Origin of the sequence: Salinivibrio sp. IB574 (assembly GCF_001996205.1) — a bacterium.
In the GTDB taxonomy this organism is placed as follows: Bacteria; Pseudomonadota; Gammaproteobacteria; order Enterobacterales; family Vibrionaceae; genus Salinivibrio; species Salinivibrio proteolyticus.
In genome coordinates this window covers 1-26,766 of the sequence record NZ_MUFN01000040.1, presented here as the reverse complement: position 1 = coordinate 26,766, position 26,766 = coordinate 1, and the positions used below count along the sequence as shown (strand labels likewise).

Annotated in this window: 26 protein-coding genes; 18 read left to right on the top strand and 8 right to left on the bottom strand. The window is 48.6% G+C overall.

Going from position 1 to position 26,766, the window contains the following annotated elements:
- The 10 genes from tssI (BZJ17_RS15310) to BZJ17_RS15270 form a co-directional block, all read left to right on the top strand.
- Window positions 1-913 (top strand): type VI secretion system tip protein TssI/VgrG (gene tssI, locus BZJ17_RS15310; protein WP_131826819.1); only part of this gene is annotated, 913 nt, incomplete at its 5' end.
- Window positions 910-1,701, top strand: coding sequence for a DUF4123 domain-containing protein (locus BZJ17_RS15305; protein WP_157893202.1), 792 nt, complete (start codon window positions 910-912; stop codon window positions 1,699-1,701). The genes tssI (BZJ17_RS15310) and BZJ17_RS15305, both read left to right, overlap by 4 nt.
- Window positions 1,694-3,880 carry a DUF2235 domain-containing protein gene (locus BZJ17_RS15300; protein WP_077641304.1) on the top strand — a complete coding sequence of 729 codons (2,187 nt, stop codon included), beginning with the start codon at window positions 1,694-1,696 and terminating at the stop codon, window positions 3,878-3,880. The genes BZJ17_RS15305 and BZJ17_RS15300 overlap by 8 nt, the downstream gene beginning before the upstream one ends.
- Window positions 3,825-4,610, top strand: a complete 786-nt coding sequence (locus tag BZJ17_RS15295) for a DUF2931 family protein (protein WP_241836824.1) — start codon at window positions 3,825-3,827, stop codon at window positions 4,608-4,610. The genes BZJ17_RS15300 and BZJ17_RS15295 overlap by 56 nt, the downstream gene beginning before the upstream one ends.
- A gap of 156 nt (window positions 4,611-4,766) precedes the next feature.
- Complete coding sequence (locus BZJ17_RS17650) at window positions 4,767-5,123, top strand: DUF2931 family protein (RefSeq protein WP_277868809.1); 357 nt, start codon at window positions 4,767-4,769, stop codon at window positions 5,121-5,123.
- A gap of 31 nt (window positions 5,124-5,154) precedes the next feature.
- Window positions 5,155-5,487 (top strand): DUF2931 family protein, encoded by a 333-nt coding sequence (locus tag BZJ17_RS17645; protein ID WP_277868808.1) that lies wholly within the window; start codon window positions 5,155-5,157, stop codon window positions 5,485-5,487.
- Window positions 5,488-5,678: 191 nt separating this feature from the next.
- On the top strand, window positions 5,679-6,197 hold the full coding sequence (gene hcp-2 / locus BZJ17_RS15285; protein ID WP_069590456.1) for a type VI secretion system effector Hcp-2: 519 nt from the start codon (window positions 5,679-5,681) through the stop codon (window positions 6,195-6,197).
- Between the two features lie 121 nt (window positions 6,198-6,318).
- A complete protein-coding gene (gene tssI, locus BZJ17_RS15280) occupies window positions 6,319-8,268 on the top strand; it encodes a type VI secretion system tip protein TssI/VgrG (RefSeq protein ID WP_077641302.1) in 1,950 nt (649 codons plus the stop codon).
- 28 nt (window positions 8,269-8,296) lie between these two features.
- Window positions 8,297-8,581, top strand: coding sequence for a type VI secretion system PAAR protein (locus BZJ17_RS15275; RefSeq protein WP_069590453.1), 285 nt, complete (start codon window positions 8,297-8,299; stop codon window positions 8,579-8,581).
- Window positions 8,565-9,668: a hypothetical protein gene (locus tag BZJ17_RS15270; protein WP_077641301.1), complete on the top strand. Its 1,104-nt coding sequence runs from the start codon at window positions 8,565-8,567 to the stop codon at window positions 9,666-9,668. The genes BZJ17_RS15275 and BZJ17_RS15270 overlap by 17 nt, the downstream gene beginning before the upstream one ends.
- Before the next feature lie 30 nt (window positions 9,669-9,698).
- On the opposite strand, the gene BZJ17_RS15265 is transcribed toward BZJ17_RS15270, so the two are convergent.
- Together BZJ17_RS15265 and BZJ17_RS15260 are read right to left on the bottom strand one after the other, a co-directional pair.
- A complete protein-coding gene (locus BZJ17_RS15265; RefSeq protein WP_077641300.1) occupies window positions 9,699-11,093 on the bottom strand; it encodes a diguanylate cyclase in 1,395 nt (464 codons plus the stop codon).
- A gap of 79 nt (window positions 11,094-11,172) precedes the next feature.
- A complete protein-coding gene (locus BZJ17_RS15260) occupies window positions 11,173-12,060 on the bottom strand; it encodes an aspartoacylase (RefSeq protein ID WP_077641299.1) in 888 nt (295 codons plus the stop codon).
- A gap of 230 nt (window positions 12,061-12,290) precedes the next feature.
- Between BZJ17_RS15260 and BZJ17_RS15255 the strand changes: the two genes are divergently transcribed.
- Entirely contained in the window at window positions 12,291-13,718 is a 1,428-nt protein-coding gene (locus BZJ17_RS15255) for a 6-phospho-beta-glucosidase (RefSeq protein WP_077641298.1), read from the top strand.
- 75 nt (window positions 13,719-13,793) lie between these two features.
- On the opposite strand, the gene BZJ17_RS15250 is transcribed toward BZJ17_RS15255, so the two are convergent.
- From BZJ17_RS15250 to BZJ17_RS15240, 3 genes are all read right to left on the bottom strand, one after another.
- Window positions 13,794-14,333: a histidine phosphatase family protein gene (locus tag BZJ17_RS15250; RefSeq protein WP_077641297.1), complete on the bottom strand. Its 540-nt coding sequence runs from the start codon at window positions 14,331-14,333 to the stop codon at window positions 13,794-13,796.
- Window positions 14,334-14,504: 171 nt separating this feature from the next.
- A complete protein-coding gene (locus BZJ17_RS15245) occupies window positions 14,505-16,340 on the bottom strand; it encodes a GGDEF domain-containing protein (protein WP_077641296.1) in 1,836 nt (611 codons plus the stop codon).
- The gene (locus BZJ17_RS15240; RefSeq protein ID WP_077641295.1) at window positions 16,337-17,410 is read right to left on the bottom strand and encodes an ABC transporter substrate-binding protein; all 1,074 of its coding nucleotides are present in this window, start codon (window positions 17,408-17,410) and stop codon (window positions 16,337-16,339) included. The genes BZJ17_RS15245 and BZJ17_RS15240 overlap by 4 nt, the downstream gene beginning before the upstream one ends.
- A 285-nt stretch (window positions 17,411-17,695) precedes the next feature.
- Between BZJ17_RS15240 and BZJ17_RS15235 the strand changes: the two genes are divergently transcribed.
- The 4 genes from BZJ17_RS15235 to BZJ17_RS15220 all read left to right on the top strand — a co-directional run bounded on the left by BZJ17_RS15235 (window position 17,696) and on the right by BZJ17_RS15220 (window position 20,559).
- Window positions 17,696-18,082: a hypothetical protein gene (locus BZJ17_RS15235; RefSeq protein ID WP_077641294.1), complete on the top strand. Its 387-nt coding sequence runs from the start codon at window positions 17,696-17,698 to the stop codon at window positions 18,080-18,082.
- Window positions 18,083-18,138: 56 nt separating this feature from the next.
- A complete protein-coding gene (locus tag BZJ17_RS15230; RefSeq protein ID WP_077641293.1) occupies window positions 18,139-18,495 on the top strand; it encodes an NADH:ubiquinone oxidoreductase in 357 nt (118 codons plus the stop codon).
- A 49-nt stretch (window positions 18,496-18,544) separates the two neighbouring features.
- On the top strand, window positions 18,545-19,099 hold the full coding sequence (locus tag BZJ17_RS15225) for a GNAT family N-acetyltransferase (RefSeq protein ID WP_198534192.1): 555 nt from the start codon (window positions 18,545-18,547) through the stop codon (window positions 19,097-19,099).
- Window positions 19,100-19,254: 155 nt separating this feature from the next.
- Window positions 19,255-20,559, top strand: coding sequence for an MFS transporter (locus BZJ17_RS15220; protein ID WP_077641291.1), 1,305 nt, complete (start codon window positions 19,255-19,257; stop codon window positions 20,557-20,559).
- Window positions 20,560-20,621: 62 nt separating this feature from the next.
- Here the strand turns inward: BZJ17_RS15220 and BZJ17_RS15215 are convergent, their stop codons facing one another.
- A complete protein-coding gene (locus BZJ17_RS15215; protein WP_077641290.1) occupies window positions 20,622-22,292 on the bottom strand; it encodes a methyl-accepting chemotaxis protein in 1,671 nt (556 codons plus the stop codon).
- 221 nt (window positions 22,293-22,513) lie between these two features.
- Entirely contained in the window at window positions 22,514-23,551 is a 1,038-nt protein-coding gene (gene trpS / locus BZJ17_RS15210) for a tryptophan--tRNA ligase (protein ID WP_077641289.1), read from the bottom strand.
- Window positions 23,552-23,826: 275 nt separating this feature from the next.
- On the opposite strand from trpS, the gene BZJ17_RS15205 reads away from it, so the two are divergent.
- Genes BZJ17_RS15205 through BZJ17_RS15195 form a run of 3 tightly spaced genes read left to right on the top strand, consistent with a single transcriptional unit; the run spans window position 23,827 to window position 26,197 of the window.
- Window positions 23,827-24,570, top strand: coding sequence for a 5-oxoprolinase subunit PxpA (locus tag BZJ17_RS15205; RefSeq protein ID WP_108742903.1), 744 nt, complete (start codon window positions 23,827-23,829; stop codon window positions 24,568-24,570).
- Window positions 24,567-25,262: a 5-oxoprolinase subunit PxpB gene (gene pxpB, locus BZJ17_RS15200; RefSeq protein WP_077641288.1), complete on the top strand. Its 696-nt coding sequence runs from the start codon at window positions 24,567-24,569 to the stop codon at window positions 25,260-25,262. The genes BZJ17_RS15205 and pxpB overlap by 4 nt, the downstream gene beginning before the upstream one ends.
- On the top strand, window positions 25,247-26,197 hold the full coding sequence (locus BZJ17_RS15195; RefSeq protein WP_077641287.1) for a biotin-dependent carboxyltransferase family protein: 951 nt from the start codon (window positions 25,247-25,249) through the stop codon (window positions 26,195-26,197). The genes pxpB and BZJ17_RS15195 overlap by 16 nt, the downstream gene beginning before the upstream one ends.
- A gap of 77 nt (window positions 26,198-26,274) precedes the next feature.
- Here the strand turns inward: BZJ17_RS15195 and BZJ17_RS15190 are convergent.
- Window positions 26,275-26,766 (bottom strand): sulfatase-like hydrolase/transferase (locus tag BZJ17_RS15190; RefSeq protein ID WP_157893201.1); only part of this gene is annotated, 492 nt, incomplete at its 5' end.

The following is a 26,766-nucleotide window of genomic DNA, read 5'->3' as shown; positions in this document are numbered from 1 at the left end:
GGTGGGACCGGATGGCGAAGAAATCTTCTGTGAGGAACACGGTCGGGTGAAAGTCCACTTCCCGTGGGACCGTTATTCCAACGGCGATGACAAAAGCAGCTGCTGGATTCGTGTTGCTCAAGGCTGGGCAGGTAGCCAATATGGCATGATGGCCATTCCCCGCATTGGCCATGAAGTGATTGTGTCCTTCTTACACGGTGACCCGGACCAACCGATTATCACCGGCCGCACCTATCATGCGACCAATGTGCCGCCTTATACCTTGCCCGCGAACAAAACCAAGACGGTTTGGCGCAGTGAGAGTCATCAAGGCGAGGGCTACAACGAGCTCACGTTCGAAGACCAATCGGGCAGTGAGCAAGTGTATTTACACGCGCAAAAAGACTGGCATACCGAGGTAGAAAACGACCGGGTGACCGAGATTGGTCATGACAATCACCATCAGGTACACAATGACCAGTTTCATCGTGTGATGGGCAATGCGCATCATACCGTGGAGGGAGAGAGTCGCCAGTTCACCCAACAAGACCAAACCCTGATTGTTGACGGCTCGCTGCATGTTAAAGCTGGCCAAGTGTGGATGAATGACGCCAGCAATGAAATTCATATCAAAGCCGGTCAAAAAGCGGTGATTGAGGCGGGGAGTAGCATCACCGTCAAAGCCGGCGGCAGTTTTGTCAGCATTAATGGCGGCGGTGTCCACCTTGTGGGCCCTGCGATTAACCTCAACTCAGGCGGCAGCCCCGGTGCAGGCAGTGGCTATGCCGGTAAAGTCGCCGCCCTCCCGCTTGGGGTGGAGTCGCCGGAGAGTCCAATGCCCGCCCAAACGATTTCTTATGAGGCGCTATTAACCGCTGAAGAAGCACATATACCAGCCGTCAAAATATGTCCTGTTATTGGAGGCGGGCAGTGATAAAACAATGGTTCACTGAACAAATCGACGACATATATTGGTTGGTCGAAGACAACACATTAAAACAGGCGATAGAAGCCAACGGGGAGCTTTCATTTCCTGATACTCGATTGGTTTTTCAGGGTGAAATGTTCGATGCTGTAATATCACTCTCTCCTTGGCTACTACCTGTGACTGAGTCGGTCAGGCAACTGCCTGAACAAGTATTACAGCAAGGCATGTACCTTTCTTGTACTCAGACTCTCGATGTTTTGTTAAGCCATTTACAGAGTTTATTGATTGCTGCGCTTGACGGTGAGGAAGTCTTGTTTCGATTTTATGACCCTCAGGTGCTATTACCTATGCTGGACACCATGGATGAGCAAGAGCTGTCTGCGCTTCTGGGGCCAGCTGAAAGGCTAACAACGTTTTTAAATGGCCAACATTGCCAATGGTATAGTGACGTTGGTAAACAATACCAACCACGACTGGCACCTTGGTGGATAATTAAACCACATCATTTAACGCCACTTTACCGCACAGATGTGCATGCAAAGATTCTAGAAAGACGCCTCTGGGAGTGCTTACCCGATGCACTAACGCAACTAGAAAAGCCCTCTCAGGTTTTTGAGGCGGTGCTGAATGACGCTAAAAAGAATGGTAAGGATTATGAGTATGCAGAGCGTTTGGTGCTCAGTCACTTAATCAACGAGACGTCCCTAACTTTAGAAGCGGTTCGTGATGCACTGCATCTTGAACAAAAAGAATGCGAAGAAATATTCAAATTACGGGAAACGACGTATGAGTAACACAGGCGTAAACCCACATTGTCAACCATGTGAAAAGCGTGAGCACTGGATAGAGCTACTTATTCGTGATGAGCATAACCAGCCGTTTAATGGTGTTAAAGGCACCTTAATTGATGCCACCCAAAAAGCGCACCCCATTTCTTTGGGAGAGCAACCCATTTTGGTTAAAGACATTGCCCCCGGCCCTGTGGAAATAAAGTTAGATCTGGGTGATTGGTTACGTGAAGCGCAAGACAGTCAACACGCAGTGAATTCTGACTCTGACCCTGTAAAGGATTTTTCAGCAACTTATACAGGATACAATGGCGGAGAGGTTATCTATCATGAAGTGACGACAGGGGACTTGACTGAACTACCTCAATACGACTACCAACCAAGACATTTTTCGGGAGCCAAAGACCCCGCGATTTTTCCGGAAAATAGGATAACGCTTCCAGAAAGGCATAGAGAAGGGGCAGCGGACAACGTCAAACTGGTTACTGACAAAACATACGTGCTCAAGGTTCGAGCATACCAGTTTATCACGCTCCGAATTGGGGTGTTTTTTGACGGTACTGCCAATAATACATACAGTGCGCTATGGGGTAAACAGCAGTTTGACCGCTACTATAATACTTGGAAAGCCAACTATGATGCTGAATGTGAAATACTGGCTAAACAAACTGGATTATCCAATGGCTCGATTAAACCGACACAGTTACCAGATTCATGCTTTGCGTATCCAGAAGGGGTCGAGGGAAGCGCCGCAAATGAAATAACTAATGTTTATAAACTGTTCGAAAGATATCGAGATAGTGATTTTTTGTCAGATAATACACTTACAGTTAAAGAATACGTAACAGGTATTGGGACAGGAAATAGTGAGGAAGTTGCACCTGCCGATGAGTCGACTTATGGTTTAGCCACCGGTCAAGGTGATTATGGTGTTAGAAGAAAATCATCTTTCGCAGCGTATAAGATTAGAAGTAGATTACCTGACATTATAAGAGTTATAGAAAAAAAGAGTGAAGAGATCGACGGGGTTAACAAAATACATTTCGATGTCTTTGGCTTCAGCCGTGGTGCGGCAGCTGCGCGTAATTTTATTAACGATGTATTGAGTAGAAAGACCTCCGGCTATTTTGAAAATTGGTTTATAAGACGTCTTAAACGATCGAGTCACCGAGAAGGTTTATATTTTTCTTATGACTTTGGAAGGACAGCTTCTCATCCAAAAAAAGAAAGCGTGGAGGTACTCTTCGCGGGGCTATTTGACACAGTTGCGTCGGTGATTGATTTTGCTAGCGGGGATTTATCCACTCATAATATTAACCAAGGGGATGTAAAGCTATGGATTGACCCGGAACGTGTTCGTCGTGCAGTACACCTAACCGCCCACCCAGACACAGAGTATCGTTATGACTTTAGTCTCAACCACCTAAATAATGTGGCGCTAGGCGAATTAGTCAGTGCAGAACAACGGTCGAAAGCGGAGCCACCTGTCGCACATTTTCATGAATTTGTCTTGCCGGGAAGTCACTCAGATATTGGCGGAGGCTATAAATCACGTTTAAGCTACGATCATCGAGACTATTTATTACCTGTATTAGAAAAAGTTCTCGTTAAATCAATCAGCAAGCGTTATTCCTTTTCGTTAGGGACAAAAGAAAAAATAAAAAACGAGGTTGTAAAACTGCTAGATAAATATAAAGAAAAAGACAGGAAAGTCGGCTGGCGTGATGAAGACTACATCATTGAAACCAAAGAACGCATTGGTAAAGATAGTGGTCAAATAATAGGTGAATTATACATAAAGCGCCAAGTGGAAGGCGAGCTCTCTCGTTTGTATTTACGAGTCATGTATGGTTTGGCTGAGTTCTATGGTGTGCCGGTGCATGATGCTAATGGAGTTTTATGGGACGACAAAGATGAAGAATTGTATACTGTCAAGTCTATTAACAATATTGACAGATTAAACTCTGACTGGGATGCTCTAAATAATCGGGTGCTAGAATTATCTAAGAGTGGTGATATTTCTTCATTAAGAACAATCCTAGAAAGCGAAGCATTGGTAAAAAAGTTAACACATGCCAATTTAATTCACCACTCGTCAAGTGATAACCTAGGTTTTAGACCAAACTGGAATGATGAATATAATTGCTATAGGAGGGCGAGTTTTGCCTGTACTAAGGAAGTATAAAAAAATAATAGCAACTGTGTTGTCATTGTTGCTATTGATGGGATGTGAAGAACTTGAGCCTATACCGGGACAGCCTTGGCAGGTTTCTGTGGTAACGCCTTCATTCTACCCCATTAAAATCACGCAAGCGTATGGCGTGAACGAAGAACAAGACTGGACAATGCCGCTCCATGGGCTCTCCTTGTCAATGAGTAAAAGCGAATTAGCCAATGTTCGCACTGTGTTTCCTGATTATGATGGGTTTGGACTCCCTGTATCATTACTCACTGGTGTACGTGGGCGACAACTAGGCTCTGCTAATAAGCACTTACCAGATAGCATATATATATATTGGACCTCATTGATTAATATGCGGTTTTTTGTGACTAAGTATGACCTTCCTCAAAAAGTAAAAGAAATAATGTCGAAAGGAGTAAGCGTTGAGCGATATGATGGATCTTTAGGTTCCTGTTTTAGGACTGAGTTTTTCTTTGGCATGCTACCCAATGGAAAAGCAAAAGTGTGGCTAATGGGCTGTGATCAGCTAATTTATTTGGCTGAGCTGGAGCCGGAAAGGGAAAAAGACCGTGACCAAAATGGTGTAACGGCTGATGTGTATAGGCAGGGATCTAAACCTGCAAGAGCAAAACAGCGTGGAATCGATGCAGGCGTATCGACCGTCCCCATTCCATGGGAGAAAGTTGGCAAAGTCTACAGTCAAGATCCAGTCGAGTTACTCAGTGAGCAGTAATGGTGGGTAGCTCGAAGAGATTTATCACAGACTTTAAATTCTCATCGCCCAGTGAGTGAGTAGCATCCACTGGGCGGTGTGTTCACTCTATTGAGATGATGGATAAAGCTCAAAAGGACAACGATCTTTGCCTGTATTAAATAAATATAAAAAACAGTGATAACCCTGCTTGCATTGTTTTTATTAATTGGCTGTGAAGGAAACGAGCCTCTACCTAGTGATCCTTGGCAGGTTTCTGTGGTAACGCCTTCATTTTATCCCATTAAAATCACACAAGCGTATGGTGTAAACGAAGAACAAGACTGGACAATGCCGCTCCATGGTCTAGCCCAGACGATGAGAAAAAGCGAACTAGAGTATGTGCGCACCGTATTTCCTGATTATGATGGGTTTGGTCTTCCTTTGTCGATATTGACAGGTGTAAGTGGAAGTCAATTAGGCTCAGCAAATAAACATTTACCGGATAGTATATATATTGGACATCACTCATTAATATACGTTTTTTGTGACTAAATATGATCTTTCTCCGAAGGTCAAGGAGTTAATGGCGAAAAAGTTGCATTATACACGAAGTGATGGCTCCAAAGGACTTCCTTGTTATCGAACCGAATTATTCTTTGGTATGTTACCTAATGGAAAAGCCAAAGTATGGCTGTGGGGTTGTGAGCAATTGATCTATTTGGCAGAGCTGGATCCTGCACGAGAGAAAGACCGTGACCAGAATGGTGCGACGGCTAATGTATATAGGCAGGGATCTAAGCCTGAAATAGCCAAACAGCGAGGGATCGAAGCAGGAGTATCGACTGTCCCAATCCCATGGGAGAAAGTGGGCAAAGTTTATAGCAAAAATACAGTCGAGTTGCTCAGTGAGCAGTAATGGTAGGTAACTCGAAGCAACTTCTTGCCTCGCCGAGCAAAAACTTGCTTGTGGCGTGCAAAAAATTGGTCAGTGAGAGAGTAACGTGCTGAATTATAGGGCTAAAAAAGCTGGCATGCATTTCGCTATATGGGATGGCGAACAGAGGCACCGACTGGACAGCCTCTTCCATTAATTAGAAAGGAGCGATTATGCCAACGCCATGTTATATCTCGATTGAAGGTGAAACTCAGGGTTTGATTACAGCCGGTGCCTGCACCGCGGATTCTATCGGTGATGCTTTTGTTGAAGGCCACGAAGACGAGATGCTGGTACAACAGTTTGACCACAATGTGACGGTACCGACTGACCCTCAGTCAGGTCAGCCATCAGGCCAACGAGTGCACAAGCCATTTAAATTCACTGTTGCGCTCAACAAAGCGGTGCCGTTGCTTTATAACGCACTGGCGTCAGGTGAGAAGATGTCAACGGTTGAGCTGAAGTGGTACCGCACGTCGATTGAAGGTAAACAAGAAAACTTCTTTACCACCAAGCTGGAAAGCGCCTCGATTGTGGACATTCACTGCGAGATGCCTCATTGCCAAGACCCAGCGAAGTCAGACTTTACGCAGAACCTGACCGTGTCGATGTCTTACCGCAAAATCACGTGGGATCATGTCAACGCAGGCACCTCAGGCTCAGACGACTGGCGTAAGCCTATCGAAGCCTAAGGGCATAGAGTTGAAGCGCTGGCTTGGAGCTGGCGCTTTATCACTTGTGTAGCACGCTTTCACTGGTCAAGGATTGCTACACAAGTGTTCACTTTGGTTGAAACAAGATTTAGGAGACATCATGGCTAGGTTGCGGTTTGAATTTAACGTTGAGGGGCTCGATCCTGAAACATTCGTCGTAAGAGAATTTCAAGGTCATGAGTCCCTTTCTAGTGCCGAGTTCGACCAACAAACCTGTAACGGTTTTCGTTATAATATTGCTTTAGCAAGCCGTGAATCCTCCCTAACACCGGAACAATTGGTAGATTGTAAAGGCACCTTGCTGTTGTACCGCAATGGGGTTTGTGAACGCAAAATTTGCGGTGTGATCAACCAGTTTTCGCAAGGCGATATCGGCCATCATCACACATACTATGATGTGCAGATGGTGCCCGAGTTGGCACGCCTTTCTTTGCGTCAAAACAGTCGTATTTTTCAACACCAAACGGTGCCGCAAATTATATCCATCTTGCTCCAAGAAATGGATATCTTGGATGTTGGCTTTGGATTAACAAAAGACTACGCAGAGCGTGAGTTCTGTGTGCAATATCGCGAGACCGATCTCGCCTTTTTAGAGCGTATCGCGGCAGAGGAAGGCTTAATCTATTGCTTTGTTTGGCAGGACGATAAACAGCACTTGTATATCACAGATGCACCTTCTGCACTGCCCTCGCTAGAAACGCCTATCGCCCATAATGCACTCTCGGGGGCGGTGATTGATGCGCCATTTATCAGTCATATGGAAAAGCACACGCGCGTTGTTCCTTCCTCGTCCGTGATGAAGGACTATAGCTTCAAAAAGCCGGCTTATAGTTTCCTGCAGCATAACGCGGTATCGGGAATAGACTATCAGCGCCAAGATTATGAGGTGTACGACTTCCCCGGACGTTTTAAAGACGATGCGCAAGGGCAGCACTTAAGTCAGGTTCGCAAAGAGTTTTTGGTTCGCGAACAAGTGACAGCGATAGGTAAAAGTAACCATATGCACTTGCAAGCGGGCTACGGGTTTGAGCTGCAGGATCATCTTAATCGCGAGATGAATCAATGGTGGCAAGTGGTGCGTATTCAGCACCGTGGTACGCAGCCACAAGCCCTTGAAGAAGAGGGTGGACAGGGCGCGACCACCTACGCGAACCAGTTTATGGTTATTCCGGCCACCACCCCTTGGCGGGCGACCCCGCAGCCCAAGCCTCAGGTGGATGGCCCTCTTATTGGTATGATTGTGGGCCCAGAAGGCGAAGAAATCTTCTGTGATGAACACGGACGGGTGAAAGTCCACTTCCCGTGGGACCGTTATTCCAACGGCGATGACAAAAGCAGTTGCTGGATTCGTGTTGCTCAGGGCTGGGCGGGTAGCCAATACGGCATGATGGCCATTCCCCGCATTGGCCATGAAGTGATTGTGTCCTTCTTACACGGTGACCCGGACCAACCGATTATCACCGGCCGCACGTATCATGCGACCAATGTGCCGCCTTATACTTTACCGGCACACAAAACCAAGACGGTTTGGCGCAGTGAGAGCCACCAAGGCGAGGGCTATAACGAGCTCACGTTCGAAGACCAATCGGGCAGTGAGCAAGTGTATTTACACGCTCAGAAAGATTGGGAAACACGGGTTGAGAATGATGCGATCACACAGGTGCGCCACGATCAGCACAAAAAAATTGATAATGATGCGTTCTCAAAAGTGGGTGGCGATAGCCATTTGACCGTCGAGAAACAGCACCGCTCGCGCATCAAAAAAGATGCGACCCTAGAAGTTGGTGGCAGTATTCATGAAAAAATTAACAATCGCTTTGCCGCGGCGGCAGGACGTGAGGTTCATCTCAAAGCAGGGACAAACGTCGTGCTTGATGCCGGTACTGAGATTACCGTATCCGCCGGTGGTAGTGTGATGAAAGTCGACGCAGCGGGCGTCCACCTGATTGGTCCAGCAATTAACTTAAATGCTGGAGGCAGTGCAGGGAGCGGCTCAGGCTATCAAGGTAAGTCGCCAACATCGCCTCGCCCCGCGTATAAGCCAGAATAGTTAACGAAATAAAGAGTTGAGGATTCGTATGCCAAAAGCTGCACTTGTCGGTCATATTGGGACTGCCCATGATGGTTTCCCGCCGACACCGATTACCGCAGGATCATCGACAGTTAAAATCGATGGTATTCCCGCGGTGCGTAAAGGTGATCCGTTGGCCCCTCACAGTAAACCCAAACACCCGCCACATGGGCGTGCCGTGAATGGGGGATCCGGTAGTGTCATGATTGACGGCAAGCCGGCCGCTCGTATTGGCGATGCGGTAAGTTGTGGTGGGGTGATTGCAGGAGGTTCAAGTGTCAATATTGGTTAATAAATCAACACTTAGAGCGAGTCTGCTGGGCTGCTTTCTGGCGGTTAGTAGTCATAGCTGGGCTGAACAGGTTGAAGTAGAAGCGACGCCTTTTGCCACCATCGAACCGGTTGAGAAAATCGCCGACGATTATGACATTGAGGCTATGACGCCGCAGGCGCTGTTTGAACATGGACGCTTATCGCGTGCGCAATTTCATTACCAGCGTGCGGAAAAATATCTTAAAGCCGCTGCGGATGAGGGGATTGCCCCTGCAGCGTATTTATATGCTGTGTTGCTGAGTGATGATGCGCAAAAGCTTGAGTATTCTCAAGAAGCACAGGATTATCTGACTCAAGCGGCGAAAGCGAATTACATTCCGGCCATGAAGTTACTGGTCGAAGAAGGGACTTGGTTGTCGGCCACTCACCGGATTATTTGGCGACATAAGTACGAAGAAGTCTTGCACGCTTGGTATGACGAGGCGCCAGAAGAAGCCGCTTTTAGTCTGTATGAATATTTACATCCTACCGATAAAGACAAAGCAGAAGCCTATTTAGATGAAGCGATCGCCGCGAATGATGTCGACGCTTTGCTTCACAAAGCGTCGCAAATCGAGCTGGGGCAACGAGGCTTTTTCCTGTTTCCAAGCTCTCGACTTGATGCTGCCGCTGAAGTGAAAAAGCAGATTGCCAATGCGGGCGGCATTCCTGGTACCAAAAGCTTATATCGTGATTTTATCCGTCGTGGTGAGAGTACCAAAGCGGGTGAGTGGAGAAAAAAAGCTATCGAGCAAGGTGACTTGATGTCTTTAGCGGCGCTGGGGCGTTATTACACCACCTACTATGAGCCCGCTGACGAGGAATACATCGAGGGTTTGGTTTATTTATCTGCGTATCTTGATGTTGTCGGGCAAGGTAAATTTAAAGAGCTCCGTCAGCAAGCCATGGATCAGTTTGAGTTGGCATCTTCTCGCGTGTCGGCAGAGCAAATCCAAGATATTGAGGAAAAAGCAGCGGCGCTGAGAAAGGCAAACACGTTTTACCATTATGACCGTTACTGGCAGAGAACTGCTGCCACCGTTGTAGCGGATGAGCCTGCAAGCTAGTCGATAAGGGACAATATGGTTGGGATCGGGTCACGCCTGCTCGATTCGGTTCCGGCCGTTTTTCTTTGCTTTATAAAGTGCGGTATCCGCGCGTTGAATGATCGTATCTTGTGTATCGTGTGACACAAAATGGGTGTAACCGATACTGATGGTGCAATGTATCGTTTGCCCATCCACATGGATGACTTCGGCGTGAACGCGCTCGACGAGACGTTGGAGTACCACTTTCGCGCCGTCTATATCGGTCTCCGGTAGCACACACAAAAACTCTTCCCCGCCCCAGCGACCATATATGTCGTTGGTTCGTGATTCTTCCCTGACAATATTCCCAAAGCGCTGTAGCGCGATATCACCAGCTCGATGACCATAGGTGTCATTGAGATTTTTGAAGTGGTCAAAGTCGACGACTGCCAGTGTTAATCGATTTTTGTAACGTTCACATCGCGCCAGTTCCTTGGTCAGTGCATTAGTCAGATAGTGGCGATTGTAGAGCTGGGTGAGCGAGTCAGTATTGGCTTGGATCTCAAGCAGTTGCTGTGCATGTTCTAACGCTTCCCAATCACGTAGTCGCGCTAGCTCATGACCCACCCATTCAGCAAATAGTCGCAATAGTTCGAAATCTTGTGGAATAAAGGGTCGAGTGGGCTCTGGGCTAGAAAAATTCAGGGTGCCATAGCGCTCCCCATCAATAAAAATGGGGGCGCCAATATAAGCTTCTAAACCAAAATGTTGGTAACAGGGATGTGAGCGGATATCACTGGCACCAACATGATGAAAGCCTTTGACCTCATTGGCTTGATAGACATGACTACAATAGGTGGTTTGTAAATCAAATACCTGACCGGCTTGGAGCGCACATTCGGGATGAATGGCTTGTTGGACGGTATAGCGTTGACCGACGATTTGGCTAAGAATGCCAATGGGCAGCCCGAAGTGTTTGCAGCCCAGCGATAAAATGCGCTCCACACGTTTGCTAAAGTCGAGATTACGCGCTGACGTAATGGAATGCAGTTGGCTGAGAGCTGATTCTACTTCAACGCGCGTGCTGATATCTTGGATAAAGGCCACGTACATAATAACGTCTTGGTTATCATCGCAGACTGGACCACCGTGAGTTTCCCCCAGAAACACATGACCATCGGCGGTTTTGTATCTTACTACATAAGCATTGTGATAATAGGGCTCCGCCTCGAGGTTAAAGCGTTCACGGCCCTTAGCATCGAAGTCTTCTTGCTCGGCGTATAGCACTCGCGTGCTGGTATTTTTCACACTCTCCAGTGTACAACCAAACAGGGCTTCTGCTTCGGGATTTAAAAACTGGATGCGCCGTTGCGTGTCGGCTATTACAACGGCGGTATCTAGATTACGAAACAGCGAGGGCAGTATCGTCTCAACGTCATTATGATGTTCAATTGCCTTGCTCACAACTGGCTCTATACGTCTGCCGGAAATAGCTTAAGCGTAGTACAAAACCCAGTGCTTGCTCGTATTATTGATGGATTTGTTACTTGGTGTTGATCTCAATACGTTCTGCCATCGACATAGCGATGTTATTGTCGTAATACGCGGCTTCATTAATAAAATGTGGGTACGCTACATAGTCGCCTTGCCATGTTTGCTCACTGCCATCAAACAAGATAAAGAGTGGATCCCCCGGGTTCACCGGAACAAAGTCTTTGTCTTGCACGTGTTGATGCACCATACCAATGCGTTCCCCAGATGCATCCTGAGGCAAGTGCAGTGTTTCTGTGTAACGGAACCCAGTGATCTTTTCCGGCAACTCAGGCACTTGGTCGATATTAAATAAATGAACAAAGTCAAGAATATGCGTGGTCATTTCATGCATCGATTCCATCACATCATGGCGCAGCACCGATTGAGGTTGGGGGCCAATTTCAACGATCACACCTTGTTTGGCTACAGAGCATAAGAAAGCTTGCTGAATGGGCTCAATATGATCTTCGACTAAGATAACCGCATCGGGCATGCGTTCGCTGACATAGGCGGCTAACTGGGTATTGAAGGTATCTAGGGTCAATAAAATTAGCGTCGGGCCCATATTGCTGGTGGTATTATGCAAATCAATAATTAAATCTACTCGCGGATCGCCTTTGGGGCCGAGTTGCTGGTTGAGTACCTTGGCTCTGCTCTGCTCATAGTTAGCAAGTGATTGATCAGCGAGTAACTTGGGATCAAATTGCCGATTAAGGTCACAATCGAGATAGCGCTTGTTGGCTTGATATGCGCAGGGATTTGCGAAAAATAATTCAGTAGAAAAACTGCTTCGTGAGACTGTCTCGCTATTCTGCTGCCATTGTTTAAGTGCGTAGATGCCACTGAATTCATTGCCATGGGTGCCACCAACAATCGCGACCTGACTAAAAATGCTCATTGATACTCCTTGTGGGCTGATCAAACGGTATCCGTTGTATATCACTTAAGCGTATCACTGCCAGCGAAATAAGTTAACAGAATAAATTGTCTTTTATTTTGCGTTTTTATTCACTCCGACATGGCTGTGTCCGGCAACTATATTAACTATCAATTAATCTTGGATTCAGTTCACACTTCAGCAGTGTTGAACGGGGTAGGCTAGCGACGATGACGGATAAGAGGTGATACATGAGTAAATTTCCTGAGAACTTCCTTTGGGGTGGCGCTGTGGCTGCGCATCAAGTGGAAGGCGGTTGGAACGCCGATGGCAAGGGGATCAGCATTGTCGATGTGTTGACCAAAGGTGAGCACGGTGTTCCCAGAAAGATGACCGATAACGTTGAGGATGGTGAGGTGTATCCGAATCATCAAGCGGTTGATTTTTACCACCGATATCCGCAAGACATTGCTCTGTTCGCGGAAATGGGATTTAAGTGTTTCCGAACCTCGATTGCATGGTCGCGGATCTTCCCAAACGGTGATGAATCTACTCCGAATGAAGCCGGATTAGCGTTTTATGACCGCTTGATTGATAACTTGTTATCACAGGGAATCGAGCCGGTGATCACCCTGTCGCATTTTGAAATGCCTTATCACCTTGTGAAAGCGTATGGGGGCTGGGCCAGCCGCAAAGTGGTGGACTGCTTTGTCCGTTTTTGTGAAACGGTATTCACGCGTTATCGCGATAAAGTCACCTATTGGATTACTTTTAACGAGATTAACAATCAGCTGAATTGGGACTATCCGCTATTTGGCTATTGTAATTCAGGGGTCATTTTTACCGAACACGACCACCCCGAGCAGATGCTTTATCAGGTGCTGCACCATCAATTCGTGGCGAGTGCCAAAGTGGTCGCGCTGGGCCACGTCATTAACCCAGATTTTAAAATTGGCAGCATGATCCATATGATGCCGCTGTACCCGGCAACGTGCCATCCTGATGATCTACTGGCATCTCAACGCGCGATGCGAGATAAATATTTATGCAGCGACGTGCAGGTTAGGGGCCACTATCCTCATTACATCTGGCCACAATGGGCTGCAAAAGGGATTCAGGTCGCGATGGACGACGATGACGCACAAATTCTAGAAAACGGTCGCGCGGATTTTCTGGCGATCAGTTACTACATGACCAACATTGTCGATGCCAACCCACCTGAGGAAGATGAAAATGCATTGTTCAGCGCCAGTCGTTTGAATCCGCACTTACCGGCTTCGGATTGGGGCTGGCAGATTGACCCTAAGGGTTTGCGCTTCGCGCTGTCGGAGCTTTACGAACGTTACGAGAAACCGATTTTTGTGGTGGAAAATGGTTTAGGTGCGTTGGATACGATGGAGGCATCGGGCGAGATTAATGATGATTATCGTATTAGCTACTTATCACAACACATCGAGGCGTTGGGAGAGGCAATTTCGCAAGATGGGGTGGATGTAATTGGTTATACCCCGTGGGGCTGTATTGATTGTGTTTCGTTTACCACTGGAGAGTATCGCAAGCGTTATGGGTTTATTTATGTTGACCGTCATGACGATGGCAGTGGTGACTTTTCACGTCATCGCAAAAAGAGCTTTTACTGGTATCAAAGCGTGATTGCCAATAATGGCCTGACAAAATAGTAGCGACGGCAAAGGGACGCATGCGGCGTCCCTTTTTACTGTACTCGAGGCGTCTATCTCTGCGTGAGAAGGTTGTTATTGACTGGGCTGATAATCAAATTCGATAATTTCGCCGTATTCAATGCCTTGCTCACGATACCCCACAATCGCTTCTATCACATTAAAGTGGGCGACAACGGCGATGGTTGAGTAGGTTTGATAGCTATCGAGCACGGCACTGACACGGCGGTGCAAGTTGGTTGCTGATTCATAGCCAGCGTTGGTGACTTCGTTGCCATTGGCAAATAGCTCGCGATACTCAAGCCAGCGTCTATCACGCTCTGAAAGGGGGATATAGCTACCTTTGATATCCGCTTGCCACTCGCGTAGGTCATGTTCCACAAACAACGGGTTTTGTAGCTGACGATTAAGGATTTCAGCGGTTTGTAATGCACGCGTGTAGGGCGAAGACAGAATAATCTCTGCTTGCTGTAAGCTAGGATGACTGGCCAAGGCCTGAATGTCAGGGATACACGCACGCTGCAAGGGGGCATAGTCTTTTTCCAACTGGCTCATTTGGCGCGCGTCTGCCAGTGAGTAATCGGTTTTTCCATGACGGATAAAAACGACTTTCATAGGGCTTCCTTTTCTTGAGTCGATAACAATTTATTATTCTGTTGCGCGGATGCGCTTATCGATGGGCATTGCAAAGGCAGCTGCCACACCATGATGTTGGCGTTGTAGCATACCGTCATCGTCCTGTCATGAATGTCGATGGCTAGTCATAAATGGTCGTGAGCTGGCTCGCTATTTTTTCTCTCGCTGGTCGAGAATGTTAATGCAATCGCGGCCGCCGTCTTTGGCTTGATAGAGTTGCTGATCGGCGGCCTCTAACAGATAGGAGTCTGATGTATCATCATCCGGTATCGTGATGATCCCGCCGATACTGACAGTGACATAATCGCCATCAGGGTTTTTCTCATGCGCCATCGCTAATTCAGCAATATCATCGCGAATCGCATTGGCTAAGTCGTCGAGCTGTGCGGCATGCTTAGGGGGTAGTGTGATGGCAAATTCTTCTCCCCCGAACCGTGCAACTGTGCCTTCATACTCCTGGGTGCGGGTGAGTAAAATACGTGCGATTTGAGTAAGTACGTCATCGCCTTGTAAGTGCCCATACTCATCGTTGTAGGCTTTAAAATGGTCGACATCGATCATCATGACTGCGACTGGGTGGTTTTTTTTGATGCCTTCGTAAATATGATTGCTGAGTTCACGTTTGAACGGGCGACGGTTCATGAGTCGGGTTAAATCGTCGGTTTCTGCTTGTACTTTGAGGCGCTCATTGGCAATGATCAATTCTTCTTGCAACTGCTCCATGGCAACATGATTGCGCTCGCGGATCATGACCTCACTGATTGCAGTCGCAAAGCGTTTGAGCAACAGTGTTTTACTGTTATCCCAAATAAAGGGTAAATGACGATTCGCAACCGTGATCATGCCAAAGCTTTTTCGGCCGTCAGTTAGCGGAAATGCGGCAATAGAGAGAATGCCGCGATGGCGTAACCAAGTTCGTTCGTTGATAGCGTCTTCGCCTAACTGTCCGACATGGGGAACCACAAGCGCTTCTGTATCCGCAAGCCAACGCTTTATCATGTGCATTTCACTCAGGTCGACCACATCTGGGGCGAAGGTAACGTCCTGTGGCCAATAGCAACGACGCTCAGCGCGATAGGCATCGAAGGCATACCAGCTAATTGCTTCTACTCCTAAAAGCTTTGCCATGCTGGGGAGTACTTGCTCAACATCTTCCGTGATATTGTGGGAGTCAGAGCTTAAAAACTGGATGGAAATATCAGCGAGCAAAGAGCTTGCGTTTGATTGCCAATTGAGTGCTTTGGTGCGTTGTTCGACCTGCTCTTCTAGTAAGGTTTGGTGTTGTCGTAGTTCTCGCTCGGTTATGCGCTTTTGCAGAAAATCATCCCGAATGCGCGATTGCATGGCATTGATGGAACGCGCCACTTTACCTATCTCATCGCCGCGTTGGATCAAGCTTACTGGTACACACGTTTGATTCGCTTTGTCTGCTTGATAACCATCCAATGCATCGGTTAGTTGTTTTAATGGACGAGAACACAGGCGGTTGACCACCCAAAGCACAATCACTGTTATGATGAGCGCTTCAGTGAAGTGCACGAGTGCGAGGGGAGTTGCGGTATCTAAGGCCTCACGCTTCATCTTATGACGGTTAAGAACCATATTAAGGGTGCCAATATTATTACCCTGAACATTGAGGAGCACCTGATGGTTTGCATCACAATGACTACTGGTACTATTGACCTCACTCACCTGAGTTCCATCAAAGCCTTTTACCTCAACGCGGCAAACGGTCGGGATCATCGACAGCCCTTTAACACTGCGACGCACGAGTTCTAGATCAACCACCCAGAGCGCATGACTAATCACTCGTGCTGTGTCAGAGCTGCGACTTTCTATCAGGGCAGTGGATGTTGCCACCGCTCGTTGGTAGTTGATATACATTTGAGACAGAGTGGTCCCGATAGAAAACAACAAACTTAGCGCCAGTACCACAAAAGCGATACGGGCTTGGAGGCCTTTTAAATTAATCCTATGTCTGGTCACTTAAAAATCCGTTGTATTTGCTCAGGACTACAGTTTGATAGTCGCTGACGTGCTATTTCTTTGAAAGGGATATGGTGCCAAGTATCTGCTTGTAAATAAGAAAAATAGGGTGTGTTGGGCTCTATCAACTGAAATAACTGATTGGCGCATAACGATGGCAATGGAAGGCCATTAGCATGGGCATAAATACGGGTGAGTGCTAAGCCTCCCGCAGAAAAATGCCCACCTCCGAGTGCTGATATCGTTCCCTGCTCTCTGAGGGCGAGTACTTGTGCTGAGGTATTGATTGTGGCGAAAAAAATATCTTCACCCGGCTTTTTCCCCATTTCTTGCGCCGCTTTGATGGCGCCAAATGCCATATGATCATTCGCGGTCCAAACGTATCTCAACGCTGGATAACGTTGCAGCAATGTGCCCATTTGTTCATAGCTGATTGCTTCATCCCATTGCCCATGAACGACTTGCATTAATTCAATTTGCTTATGGCTTTTAAAATAGTCGCGTGCGCCAGCTTCGCGGGCCACAGAGGCGGGGGTGGTGAGATCGCCCGATATCATAACCGCTTCGCCGGGTTGTTGGTGACCGGCTTTTACCATGGCGTCAGCAGTTTTTTCACCAATATAGCGATTATCTGGGATCACGCTGGGTAACAAATATTGTTGCCAATGAGGATCGCTCAACAGGTTTGCGCGCACGTCTGCATCGATGTCATTTAAGATGACCTGAACGTAAATCGGGTGTTGACGTAAAATCGGAAAAAGGTGATTGGCTGCTAGCTTTTCATTCACAATGATTACGTAATTGGGGAGCGGACGTTTATTCAGTCTTGCCGAGAGTATCTGACGCATCGCAAAGTGATTACGGGAGGCGTGGCGGATGTCTAACTCGATCCCAAGTGCATCCGCCGCGGCTATGCTGTACTGATCGACTTCCTGCCAGAAGCTTTCCGATGCATGCCCAGGATTGATGAATAATACTCGGATTGGCTGCTCTGAGTATGCAGATGCACTGAGCATAATGCTGACAAGACTGATAAACATCCCCAGACAACGGATTATTCTATTTCTCATCCTCTCTCGCGGCCTCGTTGATGAAAATCTCCCAGTACAAATAATAGTTTAGCTAGATATTATAAGAATGAGGGTGTGGTTCAGTATTTTCACGACAAAACTATGATCATTGCTTTGCACTAAGCAAGGTTGCGAGGCTATTCATAATTTACATGTTTAATTGCTAGACGTTTGGGCATTGTCGCGTAAATTTGATTAGGCAAGCGTTGGACGATAGGGCATGATAATGCAGTAATTATGGCGATGATTGTCATTGATAGTGACGAAAAAAACGACAATTGAACAATGAAAACCTATAACGATAAAAAGAAAATAAAGCGTCATTTCCCAATGGATTTTTACGGTGACGGCGAGGGTTGGCGCTTTGCGGTACGGGCAGAAACGCCCCAACAAGTGCTGGCGGCAAAATGTTGGGTAGCGCTTTTAAGTGCGCGTCGTCGAGAGTTTCGGATTGTGGATTTAGCGATTGAGTGCTTCACCTATGTGGGTAGCGCGGATGAGGGCGCTGGACACATTGGGGCTGACTATGGCACGCGTGTTAGTGTAAAACGCCAAGGGCAAGTGATCACCGTGGATGCGCTGACACAACGCTACGGCGCCATCATGACGGTAAAATCCCGCACCCTTTCATCTACGTGCACTCAACCTGTAAGCGGAGTCGCACTCTCTTAAGCCTTCACTCTCACCCTTAGCCAACCAGTGGCATAATAGAGAAAAAGGCAGGAAACATGACATTTATTCTTCTTCTCGTGCTGACCATAATCGGTGGTGTGTTGGCGGGTGAGCACTTCCATTCTTATCTTCTTGGGCTGGGCGTCGCTAGTACAGCGGTGGGTGCTTGCTATTGGATCACGTTTCGTAGCAGCCATTACCCCCAGTTTGCGTTGTTTTTGTTGTTGCTCGGGGTGGTCGCTAAGATTGCAGTGACGGCGGCGGGTGTCCTGCTCGGGTTAAAACATGCGTTGATCACCTCGCCTTTGGTATTTTCGCTTTCGTATTTGTTTTTCTTGTTTGCCTCGACCTATTGCTATTTTCGCTATCGTGAATATTGGCTTACGCGCTTGCGCCACAAAGATTTACAGTAGCAGGCTCGATGGTGTGCAGCCTTGTATCTAGAGAGGAGTGGTATTGGTAATGTACTCGACGGAGCGACTGACGCTACGCGCATGGCAAGCGTCAGATTTGCCCCCTTTTGCCGCACTCAATAAAGACTCAGACGTCATGCGGTATTTTCCCAGTGTGCTCTCACGCGCCCAAAGTGATGCGATGGCGGCACATATTCAATCCAAACTGGCGGATAACGGGTTTGGATTTTGGGCGGTAGAACTGAAGGAGACTCGGGAATTCATTGGCTTTGTGGGGTTAAACCGGCCCACCTTCGACCTCGGCCATCAGCCGTTTGTTGAAATTGGTTGGCGTTTAGCGTCGCCACATTGGGGAAAAGGCTATGCCACTGAAGCGGCACAAAAAGCACTTGCTATCGGCTTTGAGGACGTTGAGCTTCCGGCGATTTATGCGTTTACCACCGAGAGTAACCTACCCTCACAAGCGGTGATGAAAAAACTCGGGATGACACCGGCTGCTCCCTTTACCTTTTCGCATCCTCATTTGGCGGCAGATCATCCGCTCGCCACGCATGTTTTATACGCGATATCAAAAGCCACTTGGCAGGCAGACCATGCTGATTAATCGCCAGTACGATACCCGTATGGGCAGTATTTAAAGCAACATATTCAGTTTTCAACGCGGTGGTCTTGGGTTCGTCATGATGAACATTATCACGTTGATTTTGCTGTGCCTTGCCAATAAGGGCAGAATAAAAACAAAAAAGACTGGGAGACAGTGTGCACAAACTAGCGGATGACTTACACCAAAAACTATTTAATGAAGAAGATGCGCGTGCCTGTAAAGACATTGATGGCAGTGCGTGTCGTGAGGTTCCGGGCAACTTTTTCCGCATCATCGTTAGCCAAGGACTCACCAAAATTGGCGACGCGGTATCTAACCCGAAAATTGTCTTGCCAGCGCTTCTCACCGCGGTTGGCGCTCCCTTGGCGCTAATTGGCTTATTGGTGCCAATACGAGAGGCGGGGTCGTTAGTGCCTCAGTTAGGTATCGCCGGTTATGTCCGCCAATTTGCGGTACGTAAGTGGGCATGGGTGGCCGGCTCTGTTATTCAAGGAGCGTGTATCCTAGCAATGGCGATCGCAGCGTTGCTTTTAACCGGTCAAGTAGCCGGCTGGAGCATTGTTGGCTTGCTGGTGGTATTTAGTCTGGCGCGAGGCTTGTGCTCGGTCGCTTCGAAAGATGTGTTAGGGAAAACCATTCCTAAGCCGCAACGAGGACGCTTGAATGGATGGTCGTCAAGCTTGGCGGGGGCGGTGACGATTGCCGCCGGTGTCGGATTGTTTAGCGTCTCGGATCAACAGCATGTATGGGTCTATTGCGCACTATTGGCGTTCGGCGCAGTGCTTTGGTGGACTGCCGCGGCGGTTTACAGCCAAGTGGATGAATACGAAGGGGCCACTGAAGGCGGTGCCAATGCGCTGACGCATGCACTGTCTAAACTGCGCTTATTGGTGGATGATAGACGCCTACGCCACTTTGTGATCACCCGTTCACTGTTACTTTGCTCGGCCCTATCCGCGCCCTATTATGTGCTGTTAGCCAGTCAGCATAGCCAAGCGTTGGCGGTCACCACCGCAAGCTTTGTCGCAATTAGCGGCATCGCAAGTTTGTTGTCGGCCCCTTTTTGGGGGCTGTTTGCCGATCGGTCCAGCCGCCAAGTGATGATAATGGCTGCCGTGGTGACGGCGTTATTGGGGCTGGTGGTGGTGAGTATCAGTTACTGGTATCCCGCGTTATTTTCTTCGCCATGGGTACTGCCTGCCGTCTACTTTGTCCTGACCATTGCTCACGAGGGTGTGCGCCTTGGGCGTAAAACCTACATCGTGAATATGGCTGAGGGCAATCAGCGCACCGATTATGTCTCGGTCAGCAATACGCTGATTGGTTTTGTGCTCTTATTCATGGGCGGCGTCACGGCATGGTTGAGCCAGTGGGGATTAATGGTGGTGATTGCGGTGCTATCGGCGTTGGGCCTGCTGGGTGCATTGATGGCGCGCGCGCTGCCCGAAGTAGAAAGATAAGCCGGTGGGCGGAGTAGAAAAAGGCGCTGGTGATCAGCGCCTTTTTGGCTTGATGTTGGCGGTTAAACTTTAAACTGGCTGACCAGGCGTTTGAGCTCTTCGCCTGTCTGATTCAAGTCTGTCGCCGCTTGTGCCGAGTCATTACTGGCGTTGAGTAGCTGGCTCACAATGTCGCGAATCGATACCAGATTACGGTGAATGTCTTCGGTCACTGTGGTTTGTTCCGAGGCGGCCGAGGCGATATAGCTGGTCATGTCATTGATTTGGGTAATGGCATTGCTCACCGAATCAATGCCGCTACCAATTTCGTTGGATGCCTCCGAGGTTTGCTGGCAGGTGTCGTTACTTTGCTTCATCCCCTCTACAGCCTGATTGACGTACGACTGTAGCTCATCCAGCATTTCGCGAATTTCGTGAGTGCTCTTTTGCGTACGGCTTGCGAGGGTTCTCACTTCATCAGCGACCACCGCAAAGCCGCGACCCTGTTCGCCTGCACGTGCGGCCTCAATGGCAGCGTTTAGCGCCAGCAAGTTGGTTTGTTCAGCAATATCGCCAATCACAGAAAGCACGCCAGTAATTTTATGAGACTGCTCATTCAGCGAATCCACATGTGTACTCGAGGTATTCATTTGCTCGACCAGCGCTTGCATCGAGGTGATCGAGAATTGCACTTTCTCTTGGGCGTGACGCGCATCGTCAGTAGCAGCACTGGTGGCATCAGCCACTTGGGTGGCGTTCTGTGACACCTCTTGCGCGGCCGAGCTCATCTGGGTAACAGCGGTGACCACTTGCTCAGTCTCGTTATCGTGAGTCTGTAATTGCGTGGCAACCATCTGGGTTTGCTCGTCAATCGTGCGTGCGGTGTGGCTCACTTTTTCCGTGACATCCACCACGCTACGTATGGTGGTTTGTAGCTTATCGATAAAGCGGTTGAACGCATCCCCTAGCAGAGCAATCTCATCACTGCCTTTAATTTTCAGGCGCTGGGTCAGGTCGCCATCACCGTCGGCAATATCATTGAGGTTGTCCAGCATGTCTTTCACTGGCGTTGACATCCGTTGGGCAACAAAGGCAACCGCGACAAAGGTAACAATCAGAATAAGAATGCCCGCAATGATCATTCGTGCCGTTTGTGCCGCTAAAGCCTCTTCTGCATTTTCACGGAAATCGGCAACGCGCGCCTCAATGTCGTCAATGTACGCCCCCGTTCCCAACATCCACTGTCCGTTGTTGACCATATCGGCATAGCCAATCTTTTCGATCAGTTCATTGGTACCCGGCTTTTGGTAGAGGTAGGTGAAGGTGCCATCACCGCTTTGCGCCGCTTCGAGCAGACCCACGATAATTTTATTGCCCTTGGGATCGGTAAGGTTGATCAAGGACCGGCCTTCTAGCTCTGGCTTTAAGGCATGGAATACGTTGTTGCCTTGTTTATCGTAGATGTAAAAGTAGCCCGCCTTACCAAAGGTCACTTCGCGAAGTGCGTCTTTGACATTTTGCGTGGCATCACCGCCCGCTTGCTGTGCGTTTTTTACTACAGTCGCGGCAATTTCTGTGGCTTCGCGAAGCTGCATTTTTCGCTCATCAATTAATTTGGTTCGAAAAGTGGCAATGTTCTCTTCGACCAGTTCTCGCTCGTAATAGGTAGTGATAAACAACGTAACGAGAATGGATAATACCAAAGGTACGATGGCAAGCACTAAGAGCTTTCCGCGCAGCATTAACTTCAACATACCGGATACCTTGTGTTAATTATGGTTTCGATTTCGCTAAAGTATGGAAGACATTTTTTCCGTTTGCCGCGCAAAAAGCCCTTTTATTTGATGTGGATTGGGAAATATCTTGCAATCTTTTACATCTGTCTAACTCGTTATGCATAAGAGATTGCGATAACTATCTGATTCATCATTGGTAAGTAAATATAAGCCATTTCTCACTCACTCCTCTTACCTCTTTATCCCACAAGCAAGCCCAACGCACGCTTAACATTCTGGCATGTTTGGTCTGTCTGTATACGCGCCTCTTTCTGCCCATTTTTTAGGACATCACACAAGTAATCAGGGGCGTTCATGAGTGCTTTTCGCCGTTCTCGAATGGGTGATATCAGGGAGGTTAAGATATCGGTCAGCACGTTTTTCACTGTCATATCCCCTAGACCGCCGCGCTGATAATGGGCTTTGAATTCGGCGACGTGTTGAGCATCAGAGTGGAAAGCATCCAAGTAGGTAAAAACGACATTGCCCTCGACTCGGCCGGGATCTGAGACGCGCAGGTGTTGAGGATCGGTGTACATGGATCGTACCGCGTCACGTATGGTGTCATTGTCATCGCTAAGATAGATGGCGTTACCCAAAGATTTTGACATTTTGCTTTTACCATCAACACCCGGCAAGCGCGATGCTTTGCTGGTGAGTGCACGACATTCGCGTAATACAGGCTCGCCGACAACGTGATTAAATTTGCGCACAATGTCGTTGGTTTGCTCGATCATAGGAAGTTGATCATCGCCTACTGGCACGAGGTTAGCACCAAATGCGGTGATGTCGGCAGCTTGACTGATTGGATAGGTTAAAAAACCGACGGGAACTTGCTGTCCAAACTGTTTGTCGTTGATTTCGTGTTTTACTGTGGGGTTGCGGACCAGTCGTGCGTAACTCACTAAATTACTGTAAAACATGGTGAGTTCTGCGAGCGCAGGAAGTTGGGATTGCTGACAAATTGTGACCTTATCAGGATCAAGCCCAACCGCGAGATAGTCCGCGACCAAGCCTAAAATATGCGTGGCGACGTGACCCGGTTGATGGCCATTGTCGGTTAATCCCTGCATATCTGCGACCAGAATGGTTTGAGTACATTGTTCTTGTAAGGCAAGTCGTTGGCTAAGTGAGCCACTGTAATGACCAAGATGTAAGCGGCCAGTGGCGCGATCGCCGGTCAGAATAACGTCGTTTTTGTCGATAGCGTTTTTATCGATAGAGTAGGGGGTGTGCATTGGTGTCTCCTTGAGGATAAAAGCCGACGGAGACAGGGAAGTTGAAAACGATTCATTGACTGCCTACCGGCGGCCAATGAATACCAGACTCAATGGCACGCTAAAGCGCGCGCCACCACTGGGTGCGAAAAATCACTAGAGTGTGTGTATCAAATACCGTTTTCATAGTGGTTTAAACTATCAGTCTTATGAGTACAACACAAGACTCACATCCTGACTATTTTGTTGGTTTATCCGCAGGTTAAAAAACCGTAAGGTAAAGCAAAGTCAGTGAAATCGAGGGAGTGATGAAACTAAACGCAGACATGGGTGAGAGCTTTGGTGCGTGGACGATGGGAATGGATAGCGCGCTGATGCCGTGGATTGATATGGCCAATATTGCGTGTGGCTTTCATGCCTCTGATCCTGATGTAATGGCGGCCACGGTAGCACTTGCAGTGAAGCACAATGTGAGTATTGGTGCTCATCCCGGCTACGCCGATAAGCAGGGCTTTGGCCGTCGTCATATTGATCATACCCCGGCACAAATTAGTCACCTCGTTCGCTATCAAATCGGCGCGTTACAAGGGATCTGTGCACGCTTTAATGCGAGCCTTGATTATGTGAAGCCTCATGGTGCGCTGTATAACACCATGATGGTGGACAATGATTGCTTTGAAGCGGTGTTGGCTGCGGTGGCTGATACGCTGCCCAATACGCCATTAATGGTGTTGGCATTGCCTGATAACCGTCAGCATCGCCAGCTTGCCCAACGAGCCGGTGTGCCGTTGATTTTTGAGGCCTTTGCTGATAGAGCTTATCTGGCGTCAGGGCAATTGGCGCCGCGCGATCAACCGGGCGCGGTGTTAGATGACGCCAACGCGATGATTGCACAGGTATTGCAGTTATCTCAACATGGCACGGTGACAACCCTCGAGGGACAAACGCTCTCGCTTTCGCCGGATACGGTGTGTGTGCATGGAGATAACCCACAATCGGTCGAGGCGATAAAACAACTCAGAAAGGCCTTAACACCATGACACTCAAGGTTGAGCAGGTCAGTGAAACGACGGTAATGATCCGGTTGGGCAATAAGATCGATCTTGCCTTAGTCCCACAGTTATCCGCGCTGTGTGAGCGAATCCAGCAACACTTTGGCCGTGGTGTGGTTGAGTTAATTCCCGCCTACACCAGCGTTCTGGTGGAAGTGAATGTTCGCTTACTCTCGCCAGAAACGTTGAAAACCTGGGTGATGAATCAAAGCGACTCATTGCGAGTCACCGACGACGCCGTGGGCGGAAAACACGTGTCGTTGCCGGTGTATTATCACCCCTCGGTCGGACCCGATCTGGCTGCGGTCGCCGAGTTTGCCGGCGTGAGTGAACAAGAGGTGATTGCGCGACACAGCCAACAAACTTACACCGTTTGTGCGATTGGTTTTGCGCCCGGCTTTGCCTTTCTTGCGTCGGTGGATGAGACCATAGCCATGCCACGTCATACCACGCCTCGTCATCAGATCCCCGCTGGTAGTGTGGGCATTGCCCAACAGCAAACTGCGGTGTATCCGGCGGCTTCGCCCGCAGGCTGGCAAATTATTGGCAATTGTCCCAAGGTGCTATTTAATCCCCGTCAATCGCCCATGATGCCGTTTGATGTAGGTGATACCGTCTGTTTTGAGCCGATGTCAGAGTCTGATTACCGCGCGGCAGGAGGTCAATGGTGGCAGGATTAACGGTGCTCGACCCCGGCGTATTGAGCTTGGTGCAAGACACAGGGCGCTACGGGGTGGGCCAGCTTGGCTTAAGCCAAGGCGGACCGGTCGATTGCCACGCATTTGCTTGGGCGAATTATTTACTCGATAACCCCGCGAATACACCGCTGGTCGAGATAACCATGGGTCAAGCACGCTTTCGTGCTGACCACGCGATGTCGATCGCCATCACCGGCGCAGACATGCAACCTTGTATCAATGGTCAGCGCGTGGGTATGTGGCAGACGTTGACGCTAAATGCGGGTGATGAATTACGTTTACGCTACGCGCGCCGTGGTTTGCGGGCCTATCTCGCGGTGCGTGGCGGCTGGGCGGTCGATAGCGCATTTGGCAGTGCCGCGACGGTGATGCGTAATCAACTCGGCGGTCTGCATTCCGGATTAAGTGAACAGGCGGGAGGCATGGCGCTCACCAAAGGAGATGTATTGCCTTGCCGACCGCATGCGCTGTTGCCGAGGGGGCGCGGTGTACCGACACGTTTTATTCCTGACTACAATGCCCTGACTCCACTGGCGCTTGTGCCGGGGTATCAGTTTGATAGCTTCAGCGCCGAGGCGCAAGCGGCATTTTTTGATGGCGAATACACGGTCGATCAGCACAGTGATCGTATGGGTGTGCGGCTCAATGGACCGAGCGTTGTCAGCAAGCAACCGGGAATTGTTTCCGAAGGCATTGCGCTCGGGGCCGTGCAAGTGCCCCCTGACGGTCAGCCGATTGTACTACTCAATGATCGGCAAACACTCGGTGGCTATCCTAAGCTTGGCTGTTTAACTCGTGCCAGCTTGAGCATGTTGGCGCAAACGCCACCCGGTCAGGCCGTGCGTTTTTATCCAGCGCGGCTAGCGGATGCATCGGCGCAATGGCAGGAGTTTGTGCAGTTTTTTGACTGGATCTAGCCTGTAGAAAATGAATAGATGAGCCTCTGGAAGACAGAGGCTCATAAACGGATAGGCTTTAACGTGCAAGCGACGGACTAGCGGAAACGGCTAATTTGCTCGAGGGCTTTTTCCATTTGCGCAAAGTCAGGTGACGCGTTTTCTATCGGTCGATTGGTGTTATCCATGTATTGATATTGCCCTCCCGCACCCACTTCTAAAATGGTGTCGTCGGTGACCAACGCATAGCCGCTGTAGTTTGACGATAACACCCAATCTTGACCGGGGTTTGGTGCAAGTAAGTCATGACCAATCGCGTAGCTGGCTGGATCGGATGTTACGCCTAAATAATGCTTCATCAGGGTGGGCACAACATCTTGGTGGCTGGTTAGCTGCTTGCCAGTATCTACCTGTGTTGCATCGATGACGGGGCCTATCATCGCGAAAGGCACATGAATTTGTGGGTCAGTAAAGTTACTGTTATGTCCCCAAAAATTCAGTTGGTTGTCATTCATTTCTTGGCCGTGATCGCCAGTGAGCACAATCAAGGTATTATCGAACTCTCCGCTTTGTTTTAGCTCCTCAATGAC

What these genes read in the sequence shown, in the direction of transcription:
- BZJ17_RS15260 (WP_077641299.1), bottom strand. Translation starts at nt 12,060, where the DNA reads ATGAGCATTTTTAGTCAGGTCGCGATTGTTGGTGGCACCCATGGCAAT.
- BZJ17_RS17645 (WP_277868808.1), top strand. Translation starts at nt 5,155, where the DNA reads ATGGCGAAAAAGTTGCATTATACACGAAGTGATGGCTCCAAAGGACTT.
- BZJ17_RS15275 (WP_069590453.1), top strand. Translation starts at nt 8,297, where the DNA reads ATGCCAAAAGCTGCACTTGTCGGTCATATTGGGACTGCCCATGATGGT.
- trpS (WP_077641289.1), bottom strand. Translation starts at nt 23,551, where the DNA reads ATGCACACCCCCTACTCTATCGATAAAAACGCTATCGACAAAAACGAC.
- BZJ17_RS15300 (WP_077641304.1), top strand. Translation starts at nt 1,694, where the DNA reads ATGAGTAACACAGGCGTAAACCCACATTGTCAACCATGTGAAAAGCGT.
- BZJ17_RS15230 (WP_077641293.1), top strand. Translation starts at nt 18,139, where the DNA reads ATGACATTTATTCTTCTTCTCGTGCTGACCATAATCGGTGGTGTGTTG.
- BZJ17_RS15295 (WP_241836824.1), top strand. Translation starts at nt 3,825, where the DNA reads ATGATGAATATAATTGCTATAGGAGGGCGAGTTTTGCCTGTACTAAGG.
- tssI (WP_077641302.1), top strand. Translation starts at nt 6,319, where the DNA reads ATGGCTAGGTTGCGGTTTGAATTTAACGTTGAGGGGCTCGATCCTGAA.
- BZJ17_RS15225 (WP_198534192.1), top strand. Translation starts at nt 18,545, where the DNA reads ATGTACTCGACGGAGCGACTGACGCTACGCGCATGGCAAGCGTCAGAT.
- BZJ17_RS15255 (WP_077641298.1), top strand. Translation starts at nt 12,291, where the DNA reads ATGAGTAAATTTCCTGAGAACTTCCTTTGGGGTGGCGCTGTGGCTGCG.
- BZJ17_RS15235 (WP_077641294.1), top strand. Translation starts at nt 17,696, where the DNA reads ATGAAAACCTATAACGATAAAAAGAAAATAAAGCGTCATTTCCCAATG.
- pxpB (WP_077641288.1), top strand. Translation starts at nt 24,567, where the DNA reads ATGACACTCAAGGTTGAGCAGGTCAGTGAAACGACGGTAATGATCCGG.
- hcp-2 (WP_069590456.1), top strand. Translation starts at nt 5,679, where the DNA reads ATGCCAACGCCATGTTATATCTCGATTGAAGGTGAAACTCAGGGTTTG.
- BZJ17_RS15215 (WP_077641290.1), bottom strand. Translation starts at nt 22,292, where the DNA reads ATGTTGAAGTTAATGCTGCGCGGAAAGCTCTTAGTGCTTGCCATCGTA.
- BZJ17_RS15250 (WP_077641297.1), bottom strand. Translation starts at nt 14,333, where the DNA reads ATGAAAGTCGTTTTTATCCGTCATGGAAAAACCGATTACTCACTGGCA.
- BZJ17_RS15195 (WP_077641287.1), top strand. Translation starts at nt 25,247, where the DNA reads ATGGTGGCAGGATTAACGGTGCTCGACCCCGGCGTATTGAGCTTGGTG.
- BZJ17_RS15240 (WP_077641295.1), bottom strand. Translation starts at nt 17,410, where the DNA reads ATGAGAAATAGAATAATCCGTTGTCTGGGGATGTTTATCAGTCTTGTC.